Origin of the sequence: Xanthomarina gelatinilytica, assembly GCF_000348685.1 — a bacterium.
In the GTDB taxonomy this organism is placed as follows: Bacteria; Bacteroidota; Bacteroidia; order Flavobacteriales; family Flavobacteriaceae; genus Xanthomarina; species Xanthomarina gelatinilytica.
This window is the reverse complement of the sequence record NZ_ANLA01000009.1, coordinates 1-17,415: the sequence shown is the minus strand read 5'-3', so window position 1 is coordinate 17,415 and position 17,415 is coordinate 1. Positions and strand designations below refer to the sequence as shown.

General features: G+C 34.1%; 15 protein-coding genes and 1 pseudogene. 8 read left to right on the top strand and 8 right to left on the bottom strand.

Annotated elements, in window-relative coordinates; translation table 11 throughout:
* The first annotated feature begins 38 nt into the window (after nt 1-38).
* The 3 genes from D778_RS06370 to D778_RS06360 all read left to right on the top strand — a co-directional run bounded on the left by D778_RS06370 (nt 39) and on the right by D778_RS06360 (nt 2,867).
* Nucleotides 39-662 (top strand): response regulator, encoded by a 624-nt coding sequence (locus tag D778_RS06370; protein ID WP_007648854.1) that lies wholly within the window; start codon nt 39-41, stop codon nt 660-662.
* A gap of 10 nt (nt 663-672) precedes the next feature.
* Entirely contained in the window at nt 673-2,544 is a 1,872-nt protein-coding gene (locus D778_RS06365; protein WP_081602623.1) for a tetratricopeptide repeat-containing sensor histidine kinase, read from the top strand.
* 83 nt (nt 2,545-2,627) lie between these two features.
* Nucleotides 2,628-2,867: a hypothetical protein gene (locus tag D778_RS06360; protein WP_040491705.1), complete on the top strand. Its 240-nt coding sequence runs from the start codon at nt 2,628-2,630 to the stop codon at nt 2,865-2,867.
* A 231-nt stretch (nt 2,868-3,098) separates the two neighbouring features.
* Here D778_RS06360 and D778_RS06355 read toward each other — a convergent pair whose 3' ends face one another.
* Nucleotides 3,099-3,530, bottom strand: a complete 432-nt coding sequence (locus D778_RS06355) for a hypothetical protein (protein ID WP_040491703.1) — start codon at nt 3,528-3,530, stop codon at nt 3,099-3,101.
* 91 nt (nt 3,531-3,621) lie between these two features.
* Between D778_RS06355 and D778_RS06350 the strand changes: the two genes are divergently transcribed.
* A complete protein-coding gene (locus D778_RS06350) occupies nt 3,622-4,254 on the top strand; it encodes a hypothetical protein (protein WP_007648848.1) in 633 nt (210 codons plus the stop codon).
* 23 nt (nt 4,255-4,277) lie between these two features.
* Here D778_RS06350 and D778_RS06345 read toward each other — a convergent pair whose 3' ends face one another.
* From D778_RS06345 to D778_RS06335, 3 genes are read right to left on the bottom strand one after another with little or no spacing between them, the layout of a single operon-like run.
* Nucleotides 4,278-4,769, bottom strand: coding sequence for a YqiA/YcfP family alpha/beta fold hydrolase (locus D778_RS06345; protein ID WP_007648846.1), 492 nt, complete (start codon nt 4,767-4,769; stop codon nt 4,278-4,280).
* Nucleotides 4,766-6,736 carry a DUF2779 domain-containing protein gene (locus D778_RS06340; RefSeq protein ID WP_007648844.1) on the bottom strand — a complete coding sequence of 657 codons (1,971 nt, stop codon included), beginning with the start codon at nt 6,734-6,736 and terminating at the stop codon, nt 4,766-4,768. The genes D778_RS06345 and D778_RS06340 overlap by 4 nt, the downstream gene beginning before the upstream one ends.
* A complete protein-coding gene (locus tag D778_RS06335; protein WP_007648842.1) occupies nt 6,733-7,644 on the bottom strand; it encodes a helix-turn-helix transcriptional regulator in 912 nt (303 codons plus the stop codon). The genes D778_RS06340 and D778_RS06335 overlap by 4 nt, the downstream gene beginning before the upstream one ends.
* 130 nt (nt 7,645-7,774) lie before the next feature.
* Between D778_RS06335 and D778_RS06330 the strand changes: the two genes are divergently transcribed.
* The 3 genes and pseudogenes from D778_RS06330 to D778_RS14900 form a co-directional block, all read left to right on the top strand.
* Nucleotides 7,775-9,823 carry an ATP-dependent metalloprotease gene (locus D778_RS06330; RefSeq protein WP_007648840.1) on the top strand — a complete coding sequence of 683 codons (2,049 nt, stop codon included), beginning with the start codon at nt 7,775-7,777 and terminating at the stop codon, nt 9,821-9,823.
* 58 nt (nt 9,824-9,881) lie between these two features.
* Nucleotides 9,882-10,331, top strand: coding sequence for a LexA family protein (locus tag D778_RS06325; RefSeq protein WP_007648838.1), 450 nt, complete (start codon nt 9,882-9,884; stop codon nt 10,329-10,331).
* 557 nt (nt 10,332-10,888) lie between these two features.
* Nucleotides 10,889-11,181, top strand: a pseudogene (locus D778_RS14900) (transposase); the annotation flags it as partial.
* A 103-nt stretch (nt 11,182-11,284) separates the two neighbouring features.
* Here D778_RS14900 and D778_RS06315 read toward each other — a convergent pair.
* A complete protein-coding gene (locus tag D778_RS06315; protein WP_007648834.1) occupies nt 11,285-11,860 on the bottom strand; it encodes a sugar O-acetyltransferase in 576 nt (191 codons plus the stop codon).
* Nucleotides 11,857-13,758 (bottom strand): beta-N-acetylhexosaminidase, encoded by a 1,902-nt coding sequence (locus tag D778_RS06310; RefSeq protein WP_155949899.1) that lies wholly within the window; start codon nt 13,756-13,758, stop codon nt 11,857-11,859. Before D778_RS06310 ends, D778_RS06315 begins: the two co-directional genes overlap by 4 nt.
* Nucleotides 13,759-13,973: 215 nt before the next feature.
* Between D778_RS06310 and D778_RS06305 the strand changes: the two genes are divergently transcribed.
* Nucleotides 13,974-15,029, top strand: coding sequence for an IS110 family RNA-guided transposase (locus tag D778_RS06305; RefSeq protein WP_007648831.1), 1,056 nt, complete (start codon nt 13,974-13,976; stop codon nt 15,027-15,029).
* A gap of 354 nt (nt 15,030-15,383) precedes the next feature.
* Here the strand turns inward: D778_RS06305 and D778_RS06300 are convergent, their stop codons facing one another.
* The gene (locus D778_RS06300) at nt 15,384-16,460 is read right to left on the bottom strand and encodes a ligand-binding sensor domain-containing protein (RefSeq protein WP_007648829.1); all 1,077 of its coding nucleotides are present in this window, start codon (nt 16,458-16,460) and stop codon (nt 15,384-15,386) included.
* 56 nt (nt 16,461-16,516) lie between these two features.
* Nucleotides 16,517-17,008 (bottom strand): YybH family protein, encoded by a 492-nt coding sequence (locus D778_RS06295; RefSeq protein ID WP_040491698.1) that lies wholly within the window; start codon nt 17,006-17,008, stop codon nt 16,517-16,519.
* Between the last annotated feature and the right edge of the window lie 407 nt (nt 17,009-17,415).

Here is a 17,415-nt window from a genome sequence, read left to right as displayed (position 1 = left end):
GTATCTTTAGCATTCTACGGTTTTAACACTAGCTAATCATGATGAAAATTTTACTTGCAGACGACCATTTTCTTGTATTGGAAGGTTTAGAGGTGCTTCTATCTACTTTTGAATTTGTGGAAAAAACGCAAAGCGTATTAAATTATATGGAACTCAAAGATGTTTTGGAAAAAGAAAGTTTTGACGTTTTACTGTTAGACATTCACTTTGGCAAACATGACGGCAGGGAAATCATTCAGGAAATCAGGCAACTAATGCCCAAGATGAAAATTATAGCCCTGACCAGCCATTCTGATTCCGAAACCATTAAGTCTTCTGTAAATGCGGGATTTGAAGGTTATCTGTTAAAAATTGACGGCAGGGACGATATAGAAAAAGCCTTGAAAGCTGTAACAAACAACGAAAAATATTTTAGCCCTAAAACCAAGCAAGCGTTTTTTGAAATGAATACCTCAAAAAATAAGGTAGCCTTAACAGAAAGGGAAAAAGAGGTTTTACAGTTGATTGTACAGGAGAATACCACCAAAGAAATAGCGGAGCAGCTCTGCCTGTCCGAAAAAACAATAGAAACGCATCGTGGAAACATTATGCTGAAACTCGAAGTGAAAAACATTGCCGGAATGGTAAAAAAAGCCATTATGCAAGGTTTGGTAAGCGCTTAAAACAAATTATATGAGAACAATATTCATTTTTACTTTGCTATTAATGCTATTAATCAATGCCAATGCACAAAACCGTGATAAAATTGTTGACGTGGGGTCGGAGTTTAAGGGACTATTCAACGATTTTGACAGTTGCATAGAGCATAAAGAACAAAACTGCATTCAAATATTAGATAAAATCATTGCCAAAGGAAAACAGGAAAAGGTTCCGTTTTTAGACTATTTATACAATCGGAAAGCTTTTTATTTTTGGAGCCGTCAGGAACTGGATTCTACAATGGTATATAGCCAATTGGCTATTAAAAACCCAAACCCTAACGAAAAACAACGAAGAGATGTAGATTCTTATAATCTTTTGGCCAATTGCCATTATTTCAGAGGAGAATTAAATACAGCATTGGATTATTACCTTAAAATTGCGACCATATTGGAAAATGGAGGAAATCCGTTGCATTTGGGTTATTTGTATTCTAATATAGCGACACTGCTTGGCGAGACCGGAAATGACGATAAACAAATTGAGTACTTATTAAAGTCCTATAAATTACTGGAGGAAAATCAAGACAAAAAATTCATTGCTACTATAGCTAGCAATTTGGCACTCGGATATTACCATAAAAAAGACACAATAAATGCCATTGAATGGTCAGAAAAAGCCTTGAAACTGTCTGAACTTTCCAATGATTTGGTGGCAAAAACACAGGCATCAATAACTTTATCCTTACTTGAGAAAGACCTCAACAAAGCATCGAAATATGCCGAAGAATCCGTAAAATATTCCGACGAACTGGGCGATAAGTTACATATGGCTTCAGCCTATTACAGATATTCTGATGCTTTGGACAAGCTTGGAGAAGGCAAAAAAGCATTAAACTATGCCGAGCAGGCTGTAAATTTCGCGGAAGAAGTTGGAGACAACCTTACGTTAACCAAAGCTTCTTACACAGCGGCAACTATTTATTTCAACCTGGGGAAAAAAGAGAAGTCTGCGGATTTTTACCATACTTATTCAATCTTTAAAGACTCTATTTCTTCTGCCGAAAATGCAAGGGAAATTAATGAAATAAACACCAAATACGAAACCGAAAAGAAAGAGAAACAAATAGCAGAGCAAAAACTAAAAATCCAGAAGCAACAGTCAAATTTATTATATGCTATTTTAGGCGGAGCTTTATTTGTTGTCATCTTTGGCGGTATTTTTATCTACACCCGAAAAGCACAAAAACTAAAACTAAAACAATTACAGCAAGAAAAGGAAAATGCCATTTTAAACTCCTTTATTTTGGGTGAAGAACGGGAACGAAAACGTATTTCACAAGAATTGCACGATGGCGTAGCCGCAATGATTGGTGCGGCCAAAATGAGCCTTGAGTCTATACCGCACCTTCCACAGGAAAAACAGGTGGAACAGCTTTCTAAAGTAAAATCGATTTTAGAAAATACACACGCTGATGTACGGTATATTGCACACAATCTTCTTCCCACCGTATTGGAAAAAGAAGGATTGATAAAAGCCACCTCACATTTTGCTTCAGAAATCAATGAAACCAAATTGGTAACTATTTCAGTAACTGATAATAATAGTAATGTTCAAGAGATTGCCCCACAATTACAGCTGATGCTTTTTAGAATCATACAGGAATTAGTCAATAATATCATCAAACACTCGCAGGCACAAAGTGCAGAAATTATATTTAGCAACAGTCCAAACGGTTTACAGATTGAAATATCCGATGACGGCATAGGCTATGAAGATACTAACGATACCGGAAATCAAGGCTTGTACAGTATTACCAAGCGATTAAAATCAATAGGCGGTAATTTTAAAATAACAAAAGGAAAGTCTGGTGGTACACAAGCCAAAGTAGTGGTTACTGTATAGAGGTTTATTATGAAGAGAAAGCTACGCTTAATTTATGGGTAGTATCTCACTAAGTGTGTAAAGTTTTAAGAGACATTTATTTAATGAATACTAATTTGAATACTGCTGAAACTATTCAATTGGTTAATAAGTTAAGTAAAGATAATTGGATTGAATTTATTGAGCCTAATTTTATTTGTATGATTAAGCCCAATACATTAGATCAGTTTTATTCTTTTCAATGGGCAATTAATAATGAATTTGGTATGGTTGGAATTGCTGATGTAGATATGAATGTAGATGGAGCATTTAGTTGTACACTCCAAAAACCAAAAAAGCCCTAAATCATTTGTTATCAAATGTTTAAGGCTTCTTTATGGTGGTGCCTCCAGAAGTATACTGTTTTACTGCTGTGTGTGCTTATATAGTATTGTATGCATGATTATTGGTGTTTAGTTTATTAAATATAATTGTCTATGGAGCTATTTAAACGTAGGTGTTCGTGACCATATACAGGAGTATTAATTTTTTTTTTGATCTTCAACTATTTTTGTATTTCTTAATTTGATTCAATTTTACAGATTTAAAAAATACACTTTACTTGGGGTGTCAATATGATTACTGATTTCTTGCAGTTTTAAACTATCAGGTATTTTGTGTGTTAATTTATTAGAAATATATTCACTACTAACATTTTCTGAATCAAAAACAATAATTGGGTTCCATTTATACTTATACCAGCCTTTAGCTTTTTGATTTTCAAAGACTAACGAATCAATATTGTTGTTAGAAATGTTAATATTTAAATCTGTATAATGAGCTACTAATTTCAGTATTAATATTGTTTCTTCATCATTTTTATTAAAGAAAGCATGATAAGAAGGGTGAGCAAACATTCTTTTACTTGTGGTGTCTCCGTTGTTTTCGAAAGGCTCTCCCAATATAATTATAGGATTTTCATGAATATACTCATTAAGAATTGTCTCATATTGCTGTTTTTTCCACACTTAACCAAATACTGGTTTTAGGGTCGTAGTAGCGTGCGCCATTATAGTAACTCATGGTCACATGTAAGAAACTCAAAATCTAAATAAAGAAGTGCCAAAGAGAAAACACCTTTCTTTAAAAGAGTTTGAGCAGGTTTTATTACAACCTGGACACCGTTGGAAAAACCGAGGGCATATGCTTTCGGTTTTTCTACTTGGTGTTGTATATGGAGATAGTTTCAATTCTACTAGAAATGCTTTAATTTACGCTATGTATATGTCTAATTGGTTGGTTATTTCGCCGAATCGACCTCATAAATCGATTTCAATTGAAGAAATAGCCCAGACTATAGACAAGTTTGTTCCTGAAATAGTTGATAATGAGTATGTCTATAAGTTTTTTGGTACAACTAGAAATACTTTTAAAAGTAAATATCAAAAATATTTAGATTTGCCAAAAGAGCCTACTATGGGTGATTTAATAATCGCTATGAGTAAATGGACAGATAAAAAATGGAAAATTTTGCATCCTATTAAGAAAAAAGATTTAGCAAGACTACCAGGTATGCATCATAAAAAATTGAGTTTTCAAATTAAAGAAACACCAGAATTTAAAGAATTTTTAAGCGTATCAAACTTGTCGTATTCAAAAATAAGAGGATTCCCTCCTTATATTGTGGAGCAATATTTTGAAGAAATTGGTGAGCCAGAACAATATCAAAGTTTAGTAGATTTGTTAATATAGACTCGATTATTAATATAGGGTTGTTATATAAATCTTTTCATAAACAAATCAACAGCCTCCTCAAAAACAGCAACAGGGATTCTATGTTCTAAATATGGATGGATTTTAATATCAATAGGCTGTCCTGCATTAAGATGCTCGCCAATGTAATGGAGTGTGCCTTTGGGGTCTATAACAGTATCTTTTGCACCTAGTACCATAGAAATAGTACTTCCATTATTAGAAGGTGTATTAGGTGTTTGTTGTTCAACTGATCTGGCAGCTAGAGCAGGATTAAAAAGTAGTGCTGGTATTTGCATCAGTTTACTAAGGTGAAACCCAGCAAATCCACCCATGCTGCTCCCTATTACTATATCAATATCTTTGTTTTTATAAGAATCGTAAAGCCATAGAATAGCATTAGGATTATTCTGATAGTCAATAGAAGGCGCAAAAACAGTTCCATAAGCTTCAAGTATGTTGCGTTTTTTTGGTTTTAAACTACCATTTAATCCGTGTAAGTATAATATGTTCATTGTTTTGTAATGTCTTTAAAATATTCATAAATCATAACCATGGCCAAGGTGTCTAATTCACAATAGCGTAAAAGGCCTTGATTGATTGCTTCTCGTTCTTCTTTAGTTACATCTGGGAATTGTAATTTGCCATAAGCAAATAAAGCAGCTCCACCATCTGCAATTTCTGGAACCGATTTAGACGCATGTTCTGCAGCTTCTTCTAAAGTGTCATAATCGAAACCATCGAAAATAGGAGGTAAGTTTTTATATGGACTGACCACCGAACCGTTTTCCATTTTTAAGAACACATGATCGTTATTAAAGTTTTTGCTGGTTACATTTATTGCTTGGACAGTCTTAGAGTATTTTTTTTGAAGGAAGGTGCTGGAATACAATACAGCTGGCAGAATGGCTTTAATGGAATTTGAGCCTCCCGTAATAGGATGAAAGTAATAATTAACAATTGTGCGTTGCAAATCTATCATATCCCTATCTCCGCACCAATTTTCTGAACTACTATTGGTACTATGGCTTATGGATTTAATAAACTCCATTAATTCGTTTTTATCAGGTTCATTAGATTGAGATAGTTGTTTGTAAATAACATTTACAATGATATTTTCATGATTGTGATACCTAAAGATACTCCCTGTATTTGCAGAAAGAGCCGTTTTTAAAGCTCTGATAAAATTGAAGTTTGGAAATTCCCCAATTTCCGTATTAAGATATTCATTAACATGTTCCACACGTCCATCTTCATAAACTATGTGATGGGAAAACTGAAATGCCAATTGTTCATAAGGATGTAAATTCTTTAAAAAAGGGATAGCAACAGCTGTTGTTTCAAAGTCAATAAAGTTTAAAGGGAATTTCCAAGCGTTTAACTCCTGTCTTAAATTTTCAACATCAATGAAAGGTGTAGGGTCTTGATTGATTTCTTTTTCGATCTGTAACCATTGTCTTTCGCTACGGCTTAATTTTCCAGCTTCAGGTTTGATGTTTAAATCATCTTCAGTGAGTTGGTTCATAAAAAAGCGTCCCTCATCCATGGCTTTACTGGCTGGATTGTACCAAACATCATAAGTTTTAGGCTTATTAATGGTTTTATGTGATACTTGTAATTGCTCTTGCCAGCATTCATGAAAACCACTTTTGATGGTTTTGGAGATATCTTCAGAATAAAATTCGCAAGTTTTACATTGGGAGCCAATGGTATTTTTTATTTTCATGTCAGTCTTATAGGCTTCTAAAAAATATGCGATTAATTCGGCGAACGACTTGGAATCGTCATGTGGATTATGTGTTAAAATATAATCGACTTCTTCTTGAACTGAAATGGTTGTAAGAATTGAATCGCCTAAATCGGCTTTAGTGATCCCTTCTTTTTTTATAATTCCTGTTCGATTTTCAGAAGACGTGTCTACCTTAAATAACTGATTTAACCCATCGACTGTTGCGGTAGCATCTTTATCCACTAAATTCAAAAAGGGATTAATTTCCCATTTTGGGAAACATAATTGCATCACATGTTTTTGAAAAGCAATATCATACAGGTATGGAGTCCAGCCTCCCGATAGCGTACCATTTTTATTAAAGAAGGATTGATGATTGTCACTACTTATTGATTTTGCTTTGACCTCGATGAGGTTTATTTGATTTCCTTTCTTTTCTAAAATATCTACACGAATGAACAAACCTTCAAATAAAAAAGCCGCTTCAAAAATAACTACGTTTTCTTGTTGTAATAAATCGGTTGTTTTTTGAGCCAATAAGTTATAATTCCAATCGTTGCCTAAAATGGCCATGCCTTCTGGATAATACATCCTGGCTAATTCTTCAACCTGGAATCCACCTTGGGCTAAACCTTCTAAAAAAGAATCGGTTTCACTTTGGTTTTTATAAATATCTTTACTTGTGTAAAACAGTTTTGTAGGACAGTCTAGAGCTAATTTAAATCTGGATTTGGTTAAATATCTTGGTTTCATGTGGTATATTTTTCATAAATCTGTGCTACTTCTTTCTTAATACGTTCCCGAAACCATTGAGGCTCTAACACTTCTGTTTCAATACTCATTTTTAATATTTCAATGATAAACTCGTAATTCGGGATTAAATCATAAGTCACTATCGCAAAACCATCCTCTGGATGCGACTCTGTTTTTTGTGAATGGTGTAAGGGCAGGCTTTCCAAGTATTTTAGATGCAAGTCGGTTACTTTAAGTACAATGTGTTCTGGTTTATCATTTGTATAACGTAAGCCTATAATATTTTTAAAGCGTTTGGTTTGTTTTACATATGGCATACGGTCTATGGCTGATAATTTACCGAGTTTTATATTTGAAATGCGCTCAATACCATAAGTTCTAATCTCATTTTCGCCATTGGGAACACCAATAACAAACCAACGGTTAATATATTCTTTAACAATCAATGGTGTAATACGTTTCTCTTTATAGGTTTTAAAATAAAAGTTATGGTGTGTAAATTTTATATCGCGTTCCTGTTTTATAGCCATTAAAATAGGTTCTAAATTATTCAGTCCTTTTAGGTTGGATGAATCGTCAAACTGAACATAGTCCAAAGTGTTAGAGTTGCTTTTTAATCCATCACTAAACACATCAGCCAAAGATACAAGCTCCAAAAACTTAAAAAACGACGCTACTTTTACGCTCTTTTCTTCGTCTATATAATACCCATTATGTTGTTTGCTATAGGTTAATTCAATGCCAAAATCGGCTTTTATTTTTTCAAAATCACGCTCAAGGGTTCGAGGTGAGATATTAAAGTCCTTATCTTCTAAAAATGCTAAAATGTCTTCTTTAGAAGCGTATGTTTCATCGTAAATAAACTGAATAACAAACTGTAAGCGTCGTGAAATATGGTATTTAGACATTTTTATAAAATTATAGAGTTTGAGTGTCAATACATGACGATGTACTAAATATAGGTATATTTTCTTGGTTCGCCATGAATTGACGATCTTCTTTTGTTGATTTGTGACATAATCTTTAAAACCCATAATTATGAGTGCAAAATTAGAAGCCATAAGGTTAGAATTTATAAGTAAGCAAAAACAACTGGAAGAGGCAGGCAATATCTTAAAAAAAGAATTTTTTGGAATTGACAAGGCTATAGATGATTTGATAAACAACACACGTTCATGGTACGTTTTAAATGAATATCAAAATAGACCTTTGGTAATTAATCTTTGGGGATTAACTGGAGTTGGAAAAACGTCCTTGGTATTAAGGTTGGCAGAGCTGTTAGATTATGATGATCGTTTGTTTCGATTTGATCTTGGGTCAAAAAGCGGTAATTATTCTTTTAGAAGTGGCATAGAAGATTTATGTGAAAAGAATGAGCATGAGGCTTTGATTGTTGTTTTAGATGAATTTCAGCACAATCGCACATTAAAAGGTTTAGCGAGGGAAGAAGTGGAAAGTGGAGAAAACAGAAGAGTATGGGACCTAATTGATTCCGGTAAGATAGAATATTATCAATATTATACTGATTTATATGATTTGATGGGATATGTTAAGAAATTAACATATTTGCTCAATACTTCAATAGTAGTGGAATATGGTAGAATAACTAAAGGGCTTGAAGCGTTTAAAGCTGAATTTGAAAAAGAGCGTAACTGGAATGACACTACAAATGACAATTTGTTAATTAAAAAATTAATGTATCCTTCTATTCTTGAATTAGCTGGAGACTCTTTTGGATTTTTTTTACTAAAAGATATTGAAAATCATCTTTTAAAATTAAATGGACCTGAAACATTAATGTTTTTAAAAAAGGTTATTAAAATAGCAAAAAAACCAAAAATCAAAAACTTCACAAAGTCGCTTATTTTTGTTATAGGAAACTTGGACGAGGCATATTCAATGAGCCAAAGTTTAACTGCAGATGTAAATGCAGACGTTTTTTATGAGTCTTCATTAAAAATCACAATTCCTCAAATCAAGAATGCTTTGGCCAATAGGTTTAGAAAGGAACAAATTTCACGATTGGGTAATATTCATATTATTTACCCATCCCTTAATAAGGAAGCGTATAGAACTATAATCTCAAGAGAATTACAAAAGATAGCTGAAAAAACAAGTGCGCATCTAGGTCTAAAGATTGAATTTGAAAGCTCTGTAATAGATTTAATTTATAAAGAGGGTGTTTTTCCAACTCAAGGAGTTAGGCCTTTGCTTACTACTATAAACTATGTAATAAAAACAAATCTATCCTTGTTTTTTACTGAAATTTTAATTCAAGATATTAGGGTTTCAAAACTTACTTTTTTCGTAAAAGATAAAGAACTTGTTTGTAACTATATTTTTAAAAGGAAGGTATTGCACCAACAGGCTACTGCAATTTTAACACCACTTGAGGACATTAGAAAACCTAAAAAAGATGACCTACAGGCTATAACGGCTGTGCATGAAAGTGGGCATGCCATTATTTCAGCAATTTTATTAAGAACAGTTCCAGAACATATATGTTCAGTAACAACCAATAATGATAGCAATGGTTTTACTTACACAAAATTTCCATGGAACTATTTATCAAAAAAGGAAATTGTTTGTCGTGTGGCGTTTTATTTGGGAGGTCAAGTTGCCGAAGAATTGATTTTTGGTAAAGACAATATTACTGCAGGATCATCAAGTGATGTGCAATTAGCAACAAAATTCTTAAGTAATATGTATAAAACACATGGTTTAGGAAAATTGCCACTTTATTATGATTTAGATCCAAATAACAATAGTAGTTTTCATGATTATGAAGAGGTTGAAACAATGATTGAAGCCACTTTAAAAGAAGGTCATGAATTGGCAAGAGAAACTTTAAAGAAAGAAATGAATCTTTTGCTCATCATGTCTGATTATTTAAGTGATTATAGTTCCCTTGATAAACAAAGCCTTAAACAAATGATTCTTGAACATAAAGTTTCTGATGTGGAGCTGCTTGAACATGGAGATTTGCTTTATTACAGAAATCACTTAAAAAAGACTATAGCTAAACAAGAGGAATCTTCAGGTTTATTTGAGGGGGTTTCTTTAAATTATCAAAAAAAGATGAATTAAGTGATATATTTTTTAAAACATATTTCTATTCAACAAGTACATGACTTAACTTTGCACTATGCAAGTCAGGAAATTATACAGTACACCAACAATCACCTTTTTTCAAGCTGATGTGTCTTCAGAACTTGAGCTGCCTTATGTTGTAAATGGCATCAGTGCAGGGTTTCCATCCCCAGCAGATGATTTCTTGGATATAAACATAGATTTAAACAAGCACCTTATTAAGAACCCGAGCACCACATTTTATGGTCGAGTCCGAGGTGATTCTATGAAAGATGCCGGTATTCACGATGGCGATTTGCTCATTATAGATAAAAGTTTGGAGCCTACAAACAATAAAATAGCAGTATGCTTTATTGATGGTGAGTTTACAGTAAAACGCATCAGTATTGAAAAGGATGTTGTTTGGCTAATTGCTGAGAATAAAAACTACGAACCTATTAAAGTGACTAAGGATAATGACTTGGTTATTTGGGGGATTGTGACTACTGTTATTAAGCAGTTGTGATTTGTCTATTATACATGGAGAAATTTCGTTTTTTTAACTCAGTTCATTGTTAACAAACGTTTTTTGTTTTTTATATGCTTTTTCTATTTCAGTTCTCAGTTCAGAGTATTTTTTTGGTTCTGTTAATTTTCGCATGGAATTTATAGTTATTGAACTTTGACTTCTTTCATAATTGTCAAGGCGAAAAGTCTGTAATATATAAAAATCCCATTGTTCCATTTTTAGTGGGTCGATTGTCGTTTGGTCAGTATGTTTTAAATGTCAAAAAACATATAAATCCGCATGTCGTTTTGGTTCACCACTTTGCATATTGTTCACAGCATCCCAATATCTCGCTTTTTTAATTGAAAACGATATTTTCGTAAGTAGGCAAGAACTAGCAATAAATTATATACGTTGTGCCTGTTGCACAACTATTCAAATATAGTTTAAAATTTCAAGAATTGCCTGAAAGTTCTTATTTTATAGGAATGCAAGGAAAAAAGAATTAGCAAGAGAAATTATTCTACAATTTTCAGTTAAGTGTTCGGGTACCGGTATACAATTTCACAAGGCCTTATATGAAAGCCAAGCGCCAAAGTACGGTAGAACCTGTATTTGGGACCCTTACCCAGTTTATGGGCTTAAGAAAAGTGAATACCCTAGGTATTAAACAGGCCAATAAATGTATGCATCTCTCGGCCATTGCTTATAACTTAAAAACCTGCCTGCCGGCAGGCAGGAGTACTTGAAATTCACCCAAAAACGCACAAAAAGTGGGGCGGCAAGTCTACGCTTCGTTTTTTACCGTTTTAAGGCTGTTATAAACGTCATTTTAAGCCCATATCATCAACTTCAATTTACATTGTAACAGCTAGTAAAAAATAACAAACGCCCTTAAAATGGGCGTTTTTGTGTCATGTTTTTATAAAATCATGGGGTTGTGCAACGGTTACCATTGTTGCCACACGTTTTTATTTTAATTCTTTTTTCACTTCACAAGGATTTCCATAGGCTAAGACATTGTCAGGTATACTTTTTGTGACTATACTACCTGCTCCAATTGTTACATTGTTTCCAATAGTTACGCCAGGAAAAATCACAGAATTCCCGCCAATCCAAACATTGTCGCCAATAGTAACAGGTTTTGTTGAAGTCAGGTAGCGAGTTTCGTTTCTGTTTCCAATTATTCGCTCAGATGCCTTTAGTGGATGAGTCGCAGTATATATTTGAACATAAGGTGCAATCAATCCATTTTTTCCGATGCTAATTTTATTATTGTCCAAAAACATACAATTGGTGTTGACAAAGGTGTTCTCTCCGATGGAGATGTTTTCTCCATAATCGCAAAAAAAAGGTGTTTCTATCCAAACCCCTTTTCCCTTAAATTCAAAAAGGTGGTTTAAAATCCGCTCACGTTCTTGGGTTAGTTCAGAATCAAGATTGTTGTATTCTTTTAATAACTTTCTGGCTTTGTGGTACATTCTCAACAACTCCGAATCTCTGGAATTGTAATTTTCTCCATTCAGCATTTTATCCTTTTCCGTCATTTCTTCAAGTAATTTAATAAATCTTCTAATTTACTTACAGAGTCGCTCAAACCACCTTCCCGATTCCTTACTACCCAAATATCAGTATGATGTTCTATAAGACCTTCCAATTCAAGAACCAGCTTTTGCTTTGTCTTTTTCGGAATGTTTTCAGTCTTCATATCTTTGGCTTTTAATCGTTCCAATCCAAGATGGATACCAAAAAGTGCTAAATGGGAAGCCTGTTTTACTTCTTTTAAAATAATTTTGGCGTCTTTAGAAGTTGGTTCTGCTTTTTGAAGCTCTTCTAATCCTTTTTCAATTTCTAGTTTAGCAGCCAAAAGACCATTTTCGTTCAAATGTTTGGTTTGATAATGGCCATCCATGGTCCAGGCATATCTGCGAATCATTAAATGAAAAACATTGGCATTACCTTCTGGGATACCTGCTTTTAGATAGGCATTTCCTAAAGTTAATAGTGCTTTGGCAGTGTAACCTGTTTTATCCTTAAATACATAGTGGTTCAACAGAAATTCTAAATTATCCAAAGTTTTTTCTGAATAGTTCCAAGCGTAGCTTGCTCCCAAAACTAAAGTAGCATAACTCACAGATTTAGGCTGAAAATGTCCGTAATCGCCCCAATCTGTTATTAAGTAGCCCTTGGGTCTATATTTTTTTCCTTCAATGGCGGCATTCTTTAAATTGATAAAAGCATTGTGGTTTCTGCCAATTTCAGAACGCCAACTTGAAGTCCCGGGACATACATAGAAATCCAAATTGGCCTCCTGAAAGGGAGCGAGATTTTTATCAAACGGATAGGTGGCATCGTAGCCCCAAACCAATGCCGTCATATTTTTGGGGATATCTTTTATAAGTTCGGGATGATTTAAAACAATATCGCCCCAAAACTGGGTATGTTTACCGTTTTTGATAATTTCTTCATTTAATTTTTTTAGGAAATCGAGGTAAACCTGGCCTTTGCCTATTTGTTCGCTTAAACTTTTTGATTTACCGAGTCCCAGCTCCACAGTTTCATCACCACCAATGTTAGCATATTTACTGCTGAAGTTGGGCAGTAATTCGGTGTATAATTCCTGCATCAATTCAAGGGATTTTGGATTTGTTGGTGCCAATGCCGTACGTTTACGTGAACCCCATATGGTTTTACAATCTGTTTCGCACTCGCTTAAATCCAAATATTCATCGTGCTTCAACCAATTTTCCATATGTCCGAAGGAGTTTTGATTTGGGACTAAATCAATACCCTTTTTTAAACAATAAGCATCAAGTGCTTGAATTTCAAGAGCTGTTAACGGACTAGCATTTTCCCATACTTTTTGATGGTTTCTATAGGCAAAGGTGTGTTCGGTATAAAACTGTAATTCATTGATTCTCCAATCTGCCAATTGGTCGATAAGAAAGTACAAGCTATTCATAGTCGGAACTTTATCCCTGCTTATGTCCAGCATATAACCCCTTTTTTGAAAATTGGCCCAATCTTCAATAATCATATTTGGAAGTGGCTTGTCTTCTATTCTTACGAATTCCAATAACTGCAACAGGCTTTGTTTACCATAACGTAATGCATTTAAATTTTTAGCATTTAGATGTATTTTCGATTTACTGATTTCTAAGGTATAAGCATCATAATGGAGCATTTCTGCATTTATTTCAAAAAAGATGTCTATAGTTTCGGCAGATGTTTTTAACTTCCAATTTCCAGCTGAAGATTCTTGGATACTTGAATTTATGAAATCCTGTAAATCACCTATTTGTCGTTGACTTATTGCTGTAGAACCTTTTTGGATAGTGATTGTTTGAGGTTTAAAAAGTAAGTATTTTGAAATACTGTCATTGGCATACAAATGATTACTGGTTGAGAGTAGGGCTATTATAAATATTATAAGCTTAAATTTCATTAGTTGAAGTTGTGTTTCTTAAATGTGTGGCAACGTGTTTGTATATGGTTTGTTGCGTGGTTTAGCACGTAATTTAGCAAATAAAAACCGAATAGAAAATCCGCGTCCCGAAAGCTTTCGGGATTCGTAAGTAGGCTAGAACTAGCAATAAATTATAGCATCCATGAAAAAGCAGAAAGTCCAGTATCTTTAAAGTTCATCAAAACGATTAAGATATGAAATCTGAACAAACTGCTCAACCAAAGTTATACATTGGCATCGACATCCACAAACGTAGCTGGAAAATTCATTGCGCTACCGATCTTTTTTCTGGTAAATCATTTACCATGCCACCCAAGCCAGCATTGTTGGAAACCTATGTTAAGAAACATTTTCCAGACCATGAAGTTACTACCGCTTACGAAGCGGGCTGCTGTGGTTACTATGCACATCGTAGTTTTGAGAGCTATGGATGGCGCTCATTGGTTGTGAATCCGGCAGACATTCACCGAAAGGGAAAGGAACGTTATACCAAGACAGATAAGATAGATGCGCAATTGATAGCCAGAGAGCTTAAGGATGGTCGTCTTGATGGTGTTCATGTTCCAGAAGTAGAACGCGAACAACTGCGAAGCCTCTTTAGAAGGCGTAACGATTTGGTAAAGGACTTTAGGCGCATAAAGAGTTATATAAAAATGCAATTACTGTATTTTGGCGTGAGCGTACCAGAGGAGTTTGATAATGACCACTGGAGTCATAACTTTAGATATTGGTTGGATTCTCTCGAGTTTGACCATAGCACAGCACGAGAGTCTCTTGATAGTCGCATGCGCAGTTTCAGGTTTATAGATAAAGAGCTCAGAGATGTTTCCACAAAGCTTCGAGCCTATTGCCGTAAACATTATAAGAAAGACTATTATCTGCTACGCAGCATTCCGGGTATAGGTGGTATAGTAGCCTGTGGTATCATTTGCGAATTGGGTGATTTACGACGATTTAACAACGTAAAACATCTGGCAGGCTATGTCGGTCTGGCACCAGGTGTACATCAAAGTGGGGATAACCAAAGACATACAGGAATTACCATGCGAGCACATCGGTTAATGCGCAGTTATTTTATAGAAGCGTCATGGCAGGCCATACGAACAGATCCTGTCATGCAGGCCTATTACCGCAAGCATGTAGGTAAGAACGTAAAGAGTATTATAGTCAAGGTAGCTCGCAAGTTATTAAGCAGGGCCTTAGCAGTCATTAAAACAGAAATACCATACGCCATAGGTGTAGTGGAATGATAAAAAATAATAAATTAAACCAATAACCAAGCTCACAAAAAGTAGAAAAAACCTGTATCACAAAACACCGTAGGTGAACCCAATTCAAGCGGTATCACACATTTATAGCAAGTGCCAGGTTTATTATAATTTATAATCATACAGATGCTGGTGACGACCAATGGAGTTGATCACATATAGGATGCGGAGCAAGTTATTTAAAGACATTGAAATATTAATAATCCTATCGGAATTATTAACATTTCAACACCACACAATCAACATTATGAAATAATTAAAAAATAAATATTAACTTTGAAGAACTAGGCTAGTGCTTTTCATAGGATACGGTGTTGTGTGTTCGTATTTTATTTTTCAAAACCTTTTATCAAATGACTTTCCGTTAAACTTATAAACTCCTCCATCTGCCATTCCAAAAAGTAAGGTTTTGTTTTTATCCAAGTATATATCCCAAATCATTTGGGATTTTAGTTTTTCATCAATTGTGAAGTTTGTCAAAGACTCTCCATTATATTTCCAAACTCCTGAATCTCTATCTGCAAACCAAATATTCCCTTCATTATCTTCCTCAATTGCAAAAACAGATTGAAGTCCCGTATTTTTGGTTGTTTGACCGTTTTGGATGTTAGATTTAAACTCTTTCATTGGAATTAATTTTCCTTGTTCTTTCGAAAAGTGTATTGTCAAATCTCCACTTTTTAGGATTACACCAATTCCATTATTTCCTATCCAAATTCTACCTTTTGAATCTGCTAATACACTTCTTATGTGTAAAACTTCATTGTCTTTAAGTTTTAGGTTTTTATGGTCATAAATATTTGTCGTTTTGCCATCGTAATTGAACAATGTTGAATAAGTTGCAATCCAAACTATACCGTCTTTATCTTTTGAGATATCTGTAACACCATAAGATTTATTCGGATTATCATTTTTAGGTTTTGGGAAAATTAGATAGTTCATATTAATTCCATCAAAACGGTTTATTCCATCTTCTTCTCCTGCATAAAACCATAAATTTCCATCTGTAGCATTCCAATCAAATTTCGGGGAATTAGACTCACTTAAATAATTCGTGAAGTTTTCTCTATTGTAACTACACACACCTTTGGCAGTTCCAATCCAAATTATTCCGTTTTTATCTTCTTGAATTGAACGAATTTGATTGCTTGCTAAACCGTCATTTGTTGTGAAGTATTCAAAAGTTTTTCCATCATAATGGCTAATACCTTCGTTATGACTTCCAAGCCAATAATTACCCTTGCTATCTTGAAAAATAGCACGTATACCAGAAGTGAATTTTAAGGTATCGTTTTCTAAAGTCCTTACAAATTCAGATTTACTAAATTCTTTATTTGATTTCTTATTTTCAGAACAAGAAAAGGTCAGAGTCAATATGAATATTAAGTAAATCAATTCTATTTTTATGTTCATTCGGACTTTTCTTATATGACGCACAACGGTCACCGTTGTTGGCAATAGTTATTTGCCTATTCCACAACAGCAGAAGCGACCTCTCTATGAATTTTCCACTTACCATCGCTCTTGTCCTTTTTTAAAATGACAAGAAAAGTGTCTTTTAGCTCTACTGGATCACCTTCCACATTAGTGTAATATACAGAACTTGTTCCAAAATCATACGCTATTGAGTCACTTGCAATAATTGTTTCTTGAGGTCTCATTCTAATACTGTCATAACTGAATTTTCCCATTGGTTTTTCACGAATCCTTTTATACTCAAGCCAATCCTCACTTCCTGGTGAAACAGCTTTAAGATCAGATGTTGAATATTTAGCTAAGTCTCCATATCTTTTCTCCTTTATTGCGAGCTGAAAAGCACTTCTTGTTTCTTCTATTGAATTTAATTCAGCTTGAATATCAATAGTTTTTGATTCCGTCGGTTTCAATTCAGGTTCTTTGTTGGTTTTGTTGCAGGAAGTAACTAAGAATAGGGCAGAAACAAATAGAATTAAATTTCTCATTTTATGATGGTTTTATAATTATTGCCAACGTGTTTGTATATGGTTTGTTGCGTGGTTAAGCAACTAAGTTAACAAATAAAAACCGAATAGAAAATCCGCGTCCCGAAAGCTTTCGGGATTCGTAAGTAGGCTAGAACCTAGCAATAAAATATATACGTTGTGCCTGTTGCACAACTATTCAAATATAGTTTAAAATTTCAAGAATTGCCTGAAAGTTCTTATTTTTAGGAATGCAAGGAAAAAAGAATCATCAAGAGAAATTATTCAACAATTTTCAGTTAAGTGTTCGGGTACCAGTATACAATTTCACAAGGGCGTTATATGAAAGCCAAGCGCCAAAGTACGGTAGAACCTGTATTTGGGACCCTTACCCAGTTTATGGGCTTAAGAAAAGTGAATACCCTAGG